This window comes from Treponema sp. UBA3813, assembly GCA_002368605.1.
Taxonomy (GTDB): Bacteria; Spirochaetota; Spirochaetia; order Treponematales; family Treponemataceae; genus Treponema_D.
The window spans coordinates 12,122-23,691 of the sequence record DFEB01000030.1; the positions used below are offsets into that span (position 1 = coordinate 12,122).

The following is an 11,570-nucleotide window of genomic DNA, read 5'->3' on the forward strand; positions in this document are numbered from 1 at the left end:
AAATGCTCCACTGGAGCATTTTGCCGGCTTACAGCCGTCGCTCCCTACGTGGGTACAGAATGGCAGGATTGTCTTTCCGCTCAGGTCATGCTTTTCAAGGAAAGTGTAGACCACCATGGGCAGGTCTCCCCACCAGATGGGGTAGCCGATGTAGATTGTATCGTAGCCGCTCGTGTCCACTTCCCCCTTGTAGGCCGGGCGGGCCTTTTGCTTTTGTTCGTCTTTTGCCACATCGGTGCAGGCCTTGTAGGAAGCGGGATAGTCCTTTTCAGGAATGATTTCAAAAATGTCCGAGCCAGTCTTTGCGGCAATCATCTTTGCGATAATGGCCGTGTTTCCCTCGCTGATATTTCCGACGGCATAATTTTCTCCCGTGCGGGAAAAATAGACCACCAGAGATTTTGCCGAAGCTGTGCTCAAAGCCAAAAATCCGACCAAAGCCGCCAAAAAAAGTGATTTGATTTTCATAAAAATTTTCTCCTGATATTTTGGGCGCATCCCTTGCCTGGTTCGACTTCGCTCACCAGGCAAGGGTCGGGCTATCCGCCGTTCCGCTATCGCTCATTCCTCACCTTGTTCGGAACGCTTCGCGCGGCTACTATCCCTTGCGCTTTTCAACTTTCAATTTGCTTCAAGCCATTTCTTTACGCTGGCTTCCGCGTTATGGCAGCTGGAACCGTTGACTGCCAGTCCTTTTGCAACAATCGCCTTGGGACATAGTTTTTTGATGTCGCTTTCGCTCCTTCCCATGCCGCTTCCCTCGTGGGTGCAGAATGGCAGGATTTTTTTGCCCGAAAAGTCCCCGCTCTCCAGAAAAGTAAAGACTGCCTGGGGCATGGTTCCCCACCAGCAGGGATAGCCCAGGATGATTGTGTCGTAGTCGGCTATGCTGGGGAGAGAGCCTTTGAGCGCGGGGCGTTCCCCTGCCCTGCCTTCTGCGGCGGCAACTTCGGTACATTCCTTGTAGTTTACGGGATAGTCCTTTACGGTCTGGATTTGAAACAAATCGCCGCCGCTTGCCTTCTGGGCAAATTCAGCCACAACCTCGGTGTTGCCCTTTGAGATATTCTTGATTGAGCCGCCAAAGTAATTTTCGCCCGTATGGGAAAAATATGCGATGAGAGTTTTCATGTCTTCCTCCATGATTTAATTCTAAAAAAGAAAGGAAGATTTGTACAATATAACTTTTGCAAGCCAGTATGTGTCTAGCGCATTGTGAAAATCTGTGTTACAATAAGCTAATGGAACTTGTTCAGCTTAAACAACTTGTGGTCATAGCGGAAGAAAAGGTGCTTTCTCATGGGGCGGAAAGGCTCAATATTTCCCAGCCTGCCCTTAGCCGTTCGATTCAGCGGCTGGAAGATGAGCTGGGGCTGCCTCTTTTTGACCGGACGAAAAACAGCATGGTCTTGAACGAGGCGGGGGCAGCAATTGTGGAGGAAGCGAAAAAAGTGCTCTCTGACGCGGATGCCCTCGTAAAAAAAGCCCATGCCCTCAAAAACGAAGAAAAGCACATTCGGATTGTGACCTGCGCCCCCGCTCCCTTGTGGAAACTGTCGGCAGAGCTGGGAGCGGCTTTTCCAAAAATCAAAATCACATCTTCCATGCCTGACGAGGACTCGATTATCTCCCTTTTGCTTTCTGAAAAGGCAGACCTTGCCATCGTGCGGAAGGAAATTGAAAGCGAGGCAATTTCCACACTCCCCCTTACGGAAGAGCAGCTTTGCATGAGGATTCCCCTGACCGATGAGCTTTCAAAGAAAAAATCCATAAAATTCGCCGACCTTGGGGGAAAGGAAATCCGGGAGTACACAAAAACCGGCTTCTGGCACAAGGTTCACCGGGACTTGATTCCCGGTGCGGTATACATTGAATACGACGACATCATGGTCTACACAAATGTGATAAATTCCCAGAATCCCCTCACCTTTGTGACTGAGCTTGCCAACACCCACTCCCAGAATCCTGCGGGAGCGGTGACGGTTCCAATCACTGACGAAGAAGCCTGCGCCCATTACAGGCTGGCTTTTTTGAAGAAAAATCAAGAAGCACTCCGCGGCATCGTGGATTTTTCGGTCAAGAGCGCAATGGATTGGTAATTTTTTGCCTATCTTCCCCTAATCTTTTTCATAATCTTTTTGTGCCAGAAAGCGCGGGCATTTTCTGCCAGAGTGTAAAGCGAATACATAGACGAGAGCGGAATGTCAAAGCTGCCCGGCCTGTGCACATGAGCGCCGCCGAAGCCTGTCTTAAAGAGATAAAGGCCGTGCATGGGGTGGTTCTCGTCGTCCGTGGGCGGCATTCCGTAAAAGTCGTAGATTCTGCTTCCGAAAGCCTTTGCGTCCTTTATGGCTGTCCACTGAACAAGGTAGGCCGGCATTAAATTGCGTTTGTTGTTGCCAGAGCAGCCGTAAAGGTAGATGGCCTCGCTGGAATTAAAAAGGGTGATGATTGCCGCTAGGTCCTCGCCCTCGTGGCTTGCGATGTAGAGGGTGATTTTTGTCTTTTCCTCGCCCTCAGATTTTTCGGATTCTGCCCCACGCTCAAGCAGGTCTTTGTAGTAGCTTTTGGGATGCAAGCCGATTCCGTCCCGGCTGGCCGTGGTCTTGTAAAGCTCGTAGAATGAGTCCAAGTCTTTCTCAAAATCAAGGGAATCTGCCGTTACCGCGCGAACCTGGACTTCGTGCTTTGTGGCGTAGCGAACGTTGTATCTCCACTTGTTTTTCATGGAAGCCAGCAAATCTTCCTCGCTCTTTGAAAGGTCAAGGAAGGTGGAGTCCGGCGGCTGAATGTCAACTTTATTCTTTTTGATATTGACTTTCCTGCTTTTTGAAAGAAGTGGCAGATTTTTGACGAATGAATCCCGCTCCTGGCAGGTGGGAAAATCCAGAGGAAGGTCATAGCGGAGGCAGAGGGTGTTTTTGGGAAGAAGGCCCTTTATTTTGGAAGAAAGCTCCCCCACCCGCGCGATATAAGAGCCGTCGTCTTCGCCCTCATTTTTTTCGGGAGCGAGGGGGATATAGGCAAGGGAAAAAGAGATGAATGCTTTTTTGAATGTGCGGACAAGAATATTCATGTCGCCACAGCTGACTTTCTGCCAGCCGTGGGCGCACTTAAAATCACACCAAAAGTCCGATTGCTGAAAACGCTTTTTCATAATTATGGAAAGTATTTTATCAGAAATGAAGGATTTTGGGTATAGGGAGAAAAGTTAGTTAGCTGCGGATACACTTTTTGCTGATTGAAATTCCGTCGCCTTTTTTTATGAATTCTGTGTCGAATTCTTCGTTGGCTTTTAGGAATTCTATGTACTTGCGGATTTTTTTTACCAGTTTTTTCGTGGAATAATTGTGGGTCAGGCTCAAATCTTCCACCATGCCGTGAAATGAGAGATTGTCCGTGATGATTACGCCATTCTCGCTTAAATTTGCCTTGTATTTTTCGAAGAATTTCTGATACTGGGCCTTTGCCGCATCGATGAAGATTAAATCGTAGAGTCCTGAAATTTCTTCCGTGAGGGCGTCTCCGTGAATCAGGGTGATTCTTTCTGAAAGAGCCTGCTCCTCCACATTCTTTACAGCCGCCTTGTATCGCTCCTCGTCAAGCTCAATGGTCGTCACTTTGATTTGGGGCGAGAGTTTTGCAAAGCGCACGGCAGAATAGCCGATTGCCGTTCCGATTTCAAGGACGCTTTTTACTCCGTGACTGGTGATATAGTCGCAGATGAAGTCGCTCCCCTCGTCCTGCATGATGGGAACTTCGTTTTTCATGGCGAAATTCTTGATAAAATCGTCGCACTTTTCCTGAGAGAGAATGTCTATGAATTTTTCGATTTCGCTGGCCACGGAAAAGCTCAAATCTGGATTTTCGGCCAGCATTTTTTCGCTGTTTGCGATTCCGCCCCTGCAGCCCACTGTCATGCAGCCGAATTTTTTCCCGGCCAGAATGTCCACATCGCTGTCTCCAATCATGACGATGTTTTCTTTCTTGTAGGATTTACCGAATTTATCGTTAAGGTAATCAAGGGCGAAAGAAAGTCCGTCAGGATCCGGCTTCATTTTAACAAGGCTTCCGTCGGCTTTTTCTGTCTCAGGGCCTATGAGAAGGTCAAAGAAGCCTGAGATTCCGAGCTGGTCAAAAATCTTCTCTGCCAAAAAGATTGGCTTATTAGTCAGGAGAATGATTTTTTTGTCTTTTGCCTTTAGGACGCGGAGCAGTTCCTTGATTCCGGCATAAAGATGGGTTTTTACCACTGGATTTGAACGGTAAAGCTCCAGATAGTAATTGAAAACCGAGTCAAATTGTTTTTTGTTGTATTCGCTCTCAAGGTTGAAGCGGTTTTTCGTGGAGCGGCAGAGGGCGCGGAGGACGAGTTTTTTTGCCCCGTCTCCAGTGAATGAAATCAGTTCCTTGGTGTCTACTTCCCAGTAACCGAAGGCTTTGAGGGAAGCGTTCACGCAGTCGGCGATATCCTCGCCTGAATCAATAATCGTGCCGTCACAATCGAAGGCATAGACTTCTATAGACATACTTTTATTATTGTAGAGTTTTTTCTCGATTAGTGCTATAATAATTTAAATCGATAAATTTTATATAGGTAGTTTGTAAATGACTGATTTTACGAGACTGTTCAGCATTTCATCTCTTGTTTTTCTTGCTTTTTTTTGTTTCCAGCTGGGGATTTTTTTATGGTCAGGCCACAAGTTAAAGAATAATGGCAGGCGAACTTTAATTTTTGTTGATTTTTTCACGGGATTTTTGCTTCTTTTTGATGCCCTAGCCTATTTGTATCGGGGAAACACCAGTCAGCTTGGCTACTACATGGTTCGAATCAGCAATTTCCTTGTTTTTTTGTGCAATTCTTCGGCATCTTTTTTCATTTGTTTTTATGTATGCGAGCTAATAAAACAGTCTCGATTGAGTTTTTCTCTTATTTTAAAGCCAAAATCTTCCCTGCAAAAAGGAATCCCTATCCAGCTTTAACTTGCAATAAATGTTTTTATTTCGCAAGTTCCTCATACATCTTGAACAATTCACCGACAATCTCACTTTCCGTCATGCTTGGCTTGAAGCCGTAGGCGGCCATTACAGCCTTGTCGTTCTCTCGGTGAGCTTTGCGGAGTTCGGGCGGCATTCCAAGCTCGTCGTACAAATCGGCAAGGCTTGCGTCTGGGAACAATGCTCGTGCATCAAGAATTGCCTGTGCGGTCTTTTCGATTTTTGATTTCTGCTCATCTGTTGGATTACACCATGGGAAGTTATTGTAGACAATCGTATTTGAGTAACTGTAATCTACTTCAAGACGACCACAAACAGCACGCATCCATGCCATGTGAACATTGCTTGTGAGTACTCCGAAATGATATGGTGAAACCCTTTGCATAACAAACAGTTTGTCGCCAGGGATAATTTCATGCGAAAGATAATCCATCGGAATATAACGTCGTCTTTCAGATGAAACTTTCGGGATTGCAACGTAGTCACTTTCACATTCAAAAGGTGCTCCGAATAAAGTCGGCATTTCTGCCGCCCTTAAAGTGCTTGTTCTATTGCTAGCAAGTCGGAAATCACGTACTTTTTCCACTCGTTTCATTATTTCATGGCATTTTCTTAGTTCGCTTGGATTTGCTCCTTGTAGCCATAGACAGTATCGAGGTTTTCGGTCAATAAAGTCTTTTCCCATCATGTAATGACGGATGAATTTTTCTGCTTGCGGTTCCTTTGTAAGCAAATCGTCTTTTTCTTCTTCCGTTAATGTCAGATTTCCATCATCAATTGGTTGTCCGCCAAGACAAATTTGAGGAACATCGCATAATGGAAGCATACGCTTTTCGATAAAAATATTTGGAGCATTCAAAAGATAACCGTTGATATTTTTAGACTCGATTTTTTCTTTCTCATTCAAGAAAATTATTTTTGGCTTATTATTTTCACTCGTGCTAAATGAAATGATAACGCAATGAACAGCCGCCATTTTTCTTGCAGAGCCTTCATTTCCCCATTTGAAAGCTCTCCAAGCAAAATCAATATGTAACCCAGTGGCAAATAATGGCTTCCAAAGATTTGAAACAGAACCACCTTGAGTAACTGAATTTGTGGATACGAATGCACATCTTGTTTGAGTCTTTTTTATTGTATCAAGGGCTTTCTTATACCAACAGCAGACATAATCCAAATCGCCTACCCCTTGCCAATCTTTGCCGAATGTTAAGATAACTTCTTCCTTCTGCCTTTTATCCATCCATCTAGCACCCACAAACGGCGGATTTCCAATGATGTAATCATATACAATCGGTTCTGGCTTTTCTTTGATGGGCTTTTTCTTTTCGACATTGCGGGCGACTGCGTTCAGTTCTTTCATCCGTTTGCCATACAGTGAGGATTCGTCAAAATCTTCGTGGACTTCGATTGTATTGTCAAAATCCACCGCATCGTACAAATTCAACTTGTCCACAAAAAGGAAACCTGTCGGTCTTTCCTCGGAGAGTGTCGCCCAGTCCACGCGGAGTGCATTTGCCTCGATGATGTTCGCGCCTGTTTTTAGCGGCAAAAAGTCGATGTTCTGTGAAAGAATCGTTTCGGTTTCTGCTATCATCTGGCTTTCGGCAATCCAGAGGGCAGTTTTTGCGACGGTCACGGCAAAGTCGTTGATTTCGATTCCGTAGAACTGGTTGATGTGAACTTTGATGAACTCATCGAAGCCAAGAACTGCCTCACCCTTGTTCAGAATCGAGATGACTTTGTTCTCCAATCGGCGGAGAGAAAGATATGTTTCGGTCAAAAAGTTTCCAGAACCACAGGCCGGGTCAAGGAATTTGAGCGAGCCGAGCTTTGTCTGAAAATTGTGCAGCTTTTCGGTCTTTTGCTTTGCCGTTTTGGTTGCGCAGATTGAGTCAAATTCGGCATTCAAATCGTCCATAAAAAGCGGGTCGATTACCTTGTGAATGTTCTGGATGCTCGTGTAGTGCATTCCGCCCTTGCGCCTTGTCTCAGGGTTCAAAGTGGACTCAAAAACCGCACCAAAAATCGTAGGTGAAATCTCCGACCAGTTGAAAACGGCACAGTCATTCACGATTACATCAACGATTTCCTGTGTGAAGTTCGGAATCTCGATGTTCTCATCCTTGAAAAGTCCGCCGTTCACATAAGGGAAAGGCTTTAGGCTCTCGTCGTATTCGTCACGGTCAGAGAGTTTTGTGTCCAAAGCCTTGAAAAGCTCAATCAAGCCTTTGCGCACATTAGGCAAATTGAAACCACGGATATAATCTTCGAAAGCTGTCCGAGTCTCAAAAAGCCCTGCATCCTCGGCATATAGACAGAAAACGATTCTAACACAGAGAATATTGAGCGAGCGAAGTGATTTTTCGTCTTGATTTTTATATTGTGGAAGAAGTGCTTGATAAAGTTTATCAACCAGTTTTCCAGCCTCAATCGATATTTCTTCTTCCCGACGGATATTCTCGTTCTTCTGGTCAACAAGGAACTGTAGACGGTAGAATTCTTTGGGTAAATCTTTCAAGAAAATTTGCTGAGGTTCTTCCTGTGGATTTTCCAAATCATAAATCAAAAACTCAGCGAAATTACACACGACAATCCAGCGAGGCTTTTCACTTGCTTTCATCTCGCCCACATAACGCTTTGCCTGCTCGAAAGGTGTTAAAACTGCTCCGTCACTCTGCTCATACGCTTTGTGCAAGTCAATTTTGATTCCTTTCTGCTCAATTAAAACTTTAGTGTCGGCAATATATGCATCGATGTAGCTTGTGTGCGAGAGCTGAACACGCTTTTCAAATTCAATATATTTTGCCGGATTCGTAACTCCAAGCACATTCTGTAACAAATCAATCCAAAATCTCTGCGATTCCTGTTTTTCATCGCCTTTATTTTCCCAAAATTCTGCAAATTCTTTTGCTGCTGCAATCTGTTCTGTCTGTGTCATAGAAATATTATAGCATGTTTTTTGGGATTTTTACAGATTATTATCAAATTCGTCCGTGGAGTTATCGGGTATTCTATTTTGAGTATGAGAATCCTTTCTTGATTTAAATGAGACAATAGAACAAAGAATACAAACAACAATAATTGCGATTGCTATAATAACCAGCCAATAGAACACTTGAAGAAAAGTCAGAAACAAAAAGCCTGCAAAAAAAATGATTGCTATCAAGAGCATAGACACCCCCGCTCACCACGAGTCTGAACTCCTAATTCCGCATTCCGAATTGTATGAATGCTTCCTTATCGATCGCCGGGCTGTACAAATATCCCTGATACAGATTGACCCCGATAGATTCAAGCGCTTCCTGCTGTTCCTTGGTCTCCACGAATTCTGCGAGAACCTTGAAGCCAAGAGACTTTGACAGGTACACAATCGAGTTGATGATTTCCTTCGTGCGTACATTCCCCAGAAGTGACTTTACGAGATTTCCGTCGAGCTTAACGAGGTCGAACTGATTGTACTGAAGGTACTGAAGGCTCGTGTGCCCCATGCTGAAATCGTCAAGGGCGAAGATGAAGCCCATCTCCTTAATCGAGTTCATGAGGGCCGAAGTCTGCTCCGTGGTCTCAAGTGCGGTTTCCTCGGTAATCTCAATGCAGACCGAGCCCTGTTTGAACGGATATTTTTCCGTGAGAGACTTTAAGAACGGAAGAAGCCTTTTATCATTCAATGAAGAGACCGTGATATTCACGCTGAGTTTAAAAGTTTCGCCGAAGACTTTCTTTAATTCAACAGAATCTTTTACTGACTTTTCGATAATCGCCATCTCAAGGTCAAAGAGCCGTCCGCTTTCCTTCGCAAGATGAACGACCAGAGGCGGATAGACAATCCCATACTGTGCATGATTCCATCTCAAAAGTGACTCCGCCCCAATGCATTTTCCGTGATTGTCGAACTGAGGCTGGTATTTCATAAGAAGTGAACTTTCGCCCAAAGCCGGCGTTTCCACAAATCCCATCTTCATGCTTTCTTCAAGGTCATTTGCAAGATGCTTCGCAAGCCTACCCTCGTTTCCCTCACATTCGGTCAGAGTGACTGGTTCCGTCGTCTCCTCGCTGTGTTTTAAAATTTTCACGAGAGAGTCCATCGAATTAGAAAGCCTGTTCACAAATTTCTTTTCGTAGAGAATCAGAAAGGGCGTGTAGATTGCGACGGAAACTGCGATATTCAGAACCTGAACGAAAATCGCCCTCACGCTTCCTGTCGCAAGAAATCCGCTCAAAAATATCGGAGTCGTCCAGTTCACCTCGCCCACGACCTGTGGCAAAAATCCGATCTTCGTAAAGAAATAAGTGAACGAATAGCAGACTTCAGGAGCGATTATGAACGGCACAATCAGATAAGGATTAAAAATCACCGGAAAGCCAAACACGACCAGTTCCCCGATGTTAAAAAGAGATGGAGCAAGGGCAAGCCGGGCAAGTTTTTTGGAATTAGAAGTTCGGGCGAAAATGAAAAGCGCAATCACAAGACCGAGAGTCGTTCCGGTTCCGCCCATGAAAGAGAAAGTGTCGATGAAAGTCTTTGAGACCGTCTCGCCTGGAATGATGTCGGAGAACATCCCCACCGCAACGCTGTCGAGAACCTTGTTTCCGTGAATGCCGATTCCCCATAATGCCGTGCTAAGCAAAATGAACAAAAATCCGCTGGCATAAGAGCGATGCATCTTCGAGAAAAGAAGTGTGACCGCCTTGATGAACAAATCCTGAATCCCCGAAACCCCGAAAATCACAGTGATAAGAAAGTTTGCAAAAAGGAAAACAAGAACCGTGCAAAGATAAGGAAGCATGAGCCCAAGAGCGGAAGTGAAAGCAGAGTCAGCCCCCTCGATAAAAAGCCCCATCCTCTTTTTGAAAAGTAACTCGAACTTCTGATAAAGCACCGAAGCAAAAACGCCCGCCAAAAGGGAACTGAAAAGCCCCTGACTGCTTAAATCCAGAATATTGAAGCCAGAACTAAAAACCCCAGTGCTGATGAAAAAACAAGTGAGAGCAGAAAGAAGACTTGAAACCCGCTCTGAAAGCCTCTGCCCATCCTCAGTCAAAGCCGTGAAACTAAGGTTGATGGAAGCCGTCATATAAACCGGCAGAAGCCCCAGAGTTGAAAGCTGAACCATAAAAAGCAGGTTCTGAATCGCCCCGCCCCAAAAAGTCGAGATAAACTTCTGATAAGCCGGAATCGGGAAATAGACAAGTAGAACCGAAAAGCTTCCGATAAGAAGCACCGGAAGCACCATAACAAGCCCGTTCCGAATCGTCCGAGAAACAAGAGTCCAAAAATAAGCAAATCGTGTTTTCATAGGAACAGTATAACGCAAGTTCCGGGATTTGTTAAGGAAAAGTTAAGGATACAAAAAAAGACCTGCACCCAAAAAAGATACAGGTCTCAAAAAAATCAACTTACATCACCCAATCTCGCCATTGAGCGCCTTAACAGTCTTAATCTCCCGTCCGTCAGCAAGAAGTTTTTTTCCTGCAATCTGCACTAGTCCGTCCTTTGCCTCGATTGAAACCGAGAAGAATTCGTCGCCGGAGATTTCAGCCTTTTTGACCGCGTTAACGTCGCTTCCTTCAAGAACGACTTTTGTACCGGGAGCCGCCCAGGAAGCGTCAAGAACCTCAACGCATTCTTTTCCGTCTTCGGTGTAGTCACCAGCAAGGAGCATTCCGTAGCTTTCCACACCCCGCATCTTTCGTGGAGCGAGGTTTGAAGCGATGACCACATGCTTTCCAAGAAGGTCTGCCTCGGTAAGGTATTTTCGTAATCCTGACTGGATTGTCCTGGGCTTTCCGCTTCCGTCGTCCATAGTCTCAATGTAGAGCTTGTCGCCGTCAGGATTTGGCTTGATGTCAACGATTTTTGCAACTTTAAGCTCGATGTTGGCGTTGAAGAAGGCAATCTGCTCTTCGGGAGTGAGGGCAGGCTTCTCTTCGCGAGGTTCTTTAGAACCTGCTGGCTCCGCTTTCTTTTCCTTTTTCTGCTGGCTCTTAGACTTTTCATCTTTTTTAGGCTCACCCTGCTTACCAGAAAATTTCGTGCGGAATGCGTCTACGGTCTTGTTGTCAAGGGGCGTGAAGTAAACGGCTGTCTCTGAGACCCCGTCCAGGCCTTCCATTTTGCCCAAATCGTCCCAGGTGAGGCTTCCTTCTTTTGCCTCAAAACCGTAGTGAGCGTCATAGATTGTGTGACCCAAGTAGCCTGCCACAACCTGAGAATACTGAGGAAGATAAGGCTGAATCATAATCATCAGGTCTTTTATTACATAGGCCAGGTTGTAGAGAACATTATCGCTGACTTCCTTGTTTGTTTTGATTGCCTTCCACGGCTCTGCTGCCTGGAATGCCTTGTTACAGATGTCGGAAATTGCAAAAATCTCGTGGAAAGCGTCTTTTAGCTCCGCCCATTCAAGATGCTCGGTAGCCTTTTTTTCGTGCTCCAGGACTTCTTTCCACAATGCCTCGTCTTTCTTTCCCTGAGGAATTTTTCCGCCGTAATTTTTGTTGATGAAAAGAAGGGTTCGGTTCACAAGGTTTCCTAAGTTTCCGATAAGCTCCTTGTTGTATTTTTCCTG

Annotated in this window: 9 protein-coding genes; 2 read left to right on the forward strand and 7 right to left on the reverse strand. The window is 45.3% G+C overall.

The window, feature by feature from the left end; all coding sequences use genetic code 11:
- Positions 1 to 468: flavodoxin (locus tag B2089_RS04690; RefSeq protein WP_296686158.1), on the reverse strand; the 468-nt coding region annotated here is incomplete at its 3' end.
- A gap of 153 nt (positions 469 to 621) precedes the next feature.
- The gene (locus tag B2089_RS04695) at positions 622 to 1,131 is read right to left on the reverse strand and encodes a flavodoxin (RefSeq protein ID WP_296320757.1); all 510 of its coding nucleotides are present in this window, start codon (positions 1,129 to 1,131) and stop codon (positions 622 to 624) included.
- Positions 1,132 to 1,241: 110 nt separating this feature from the next.
- Here B2089_RS04695 and B2089_RS04700 point away from each other — a divergent pair, with 110 nt between their 5' ends.
- Positions 1,242 to 2,099 (forward strand): LysR family transcriptional regulator, encoded by an 858-nt coding sequence (locus B2089_RS04700; RefSeq protein WP_296320760.1) that lies wholly within the window; start codon positions 1,242 to 1,244, stop codon positions 2,097 to 2,099.
- 8 nt (positions 2,100 to 2,107) lie between these two features.
- Here the strand turns inward: B2089_RS04700 and B2089_RS04705 are convergent, their stop codons facing one another.
- Positions 2,108 to 3,157 carry a lipid II:glycine glycyltransferase FemX gene (locus B2089_RS04705; RefSeq protein WP_296320764.1) on the reverse strand — a complete coding sequence of 350 codons (1,050 nt, stop codon included), beginning with the start codon at positions 3,155 to 3,157 and terminating at the stop codon, positions 2,108 to 2,110.
- A 58-nt stretch (positions 3,158 to 3,215) separates the two neighbouring features.
- Positions 3,216 to 4,529, reverse strand: a complete 1,314-nt coding sequence (locus B2089_RS04710; RefSeq protein ID WP_296320768.1) for an HAD family hydrolase — start codon at positions 4,527 to 4,529, stop codon at positions 3,216 to 3,218.
- Between the two features lie 79 nt (positions 4,530 to 4,608).
- Between B2089_RS04710 and B2089_RS04715 the strand changes: the two genes are divergently transcribed.
- Complete coding sequence (locus B2089_RS04715; RefSeq protein WP_296320771.1) at positions 4,609 to 4,983, forward strand: hypothetical protein; 375 nt, start codon at positions 4,609 to 4,611, stop codon at positions 4,981 to 4,983.
- A 16-nt stretch (positions 4,984 to 4,999) separates the two neighbouring features.
- Here B2089_RS04715 and B2089_RS04720 read toward each other — a convergent pair whose 3' ends face one another.
- The 3 genes from B2089_RS04720 to B2089_RS04730 all read right to left on the reverse strand — a co-directional run.
- Positions 5,000 to 7,939, reverse strand: a complete 2,940-nt coding sequence (locus B2089_RS04720; RefSeq protein ID WP_296686163.1) for a DNA methyltransferase — start codon at positions 7,937 to 7,939, stop codon at positions 5,000 to 5,002.
- 265 nt (positions 7,940 to 8,204) lie between these two features.
- Positions 8,205 to 10,298, reverse strand: coding sequence for a PTS sugar transporter subunit IIC/EAL domain-containing protein (locus B2089_RS04725; protein WP_296686166.1), 2,094 nt, complete (start codon positions 10,296 to 10,298; stop codon positions 8,205 to 8,207).
- Positions 10,299 to 10,403: 105 nt separating this feature from the next.
- Positions 10,404 to 11,570, reverse strand: a 1,167-nt coding sequence (locus B2089_RS04730; protein ID WP_296686171.1) for a class I tRNA ligase family protein, incomplete at its 5' end; no start/stop codon positions are given.

What these genes read in the sequence shown, in the direction of transcription:
- B2089_RS04695 (WP_296320757.1), bottom strand. Translation starts at nt 1,131, where the DNA reads ATGAAAACTCTCATCGCATATTTTTCCCATACGGGCGAAAATTACTTT.
- B2089_RS04700 (WP_296320760.1), top strand. Translation starts at nt 1,242, where the DNA reads ATGGAACTTGTTCAGCTTAAACAACTTGTGGTCATAGCGGAAGAAAAG.
- B2089_RS04705 (WP_296320764.1), bottom strand. Translation starts at nt 3,157, where the DNA reads ATGAAAAAGCGTTTTCAGCAATCGGACTTTTGGTGTGATTTTAAGTGC.
- B2089_RS04710 (WP_296320768.1), bottom strand. Translation starts at nt 4,529, where the DNA reads ATGTCTATAGAAGTCTATGCCTTCGATTGTGACGGCACGATTATTGAT.
- B2089_RS04715 (WP_296320771.1), top strand. Translation starts at nt 4,609, where the DNA reads ATGACTGATTTTACGAGACTGTTCAGCATTTCATCTCTTGTTTTTCTT.
- B2089_RS04720 (WP_296686163.1), bottom strand. Translation starts at nt 7,939, where the DNA reads ATGACACAGACAGAACAGATTGCAGCAGCAAAAGAATTTGCAGAATTT.
- B2089_RS04725 (WP_296686166.1), bottom strand. Translation starts at nt 10,298, where the DNA reads ATGAAAACACGATTTGCTTATTTTTGGACTCTTGTTTCTCGGACGATT.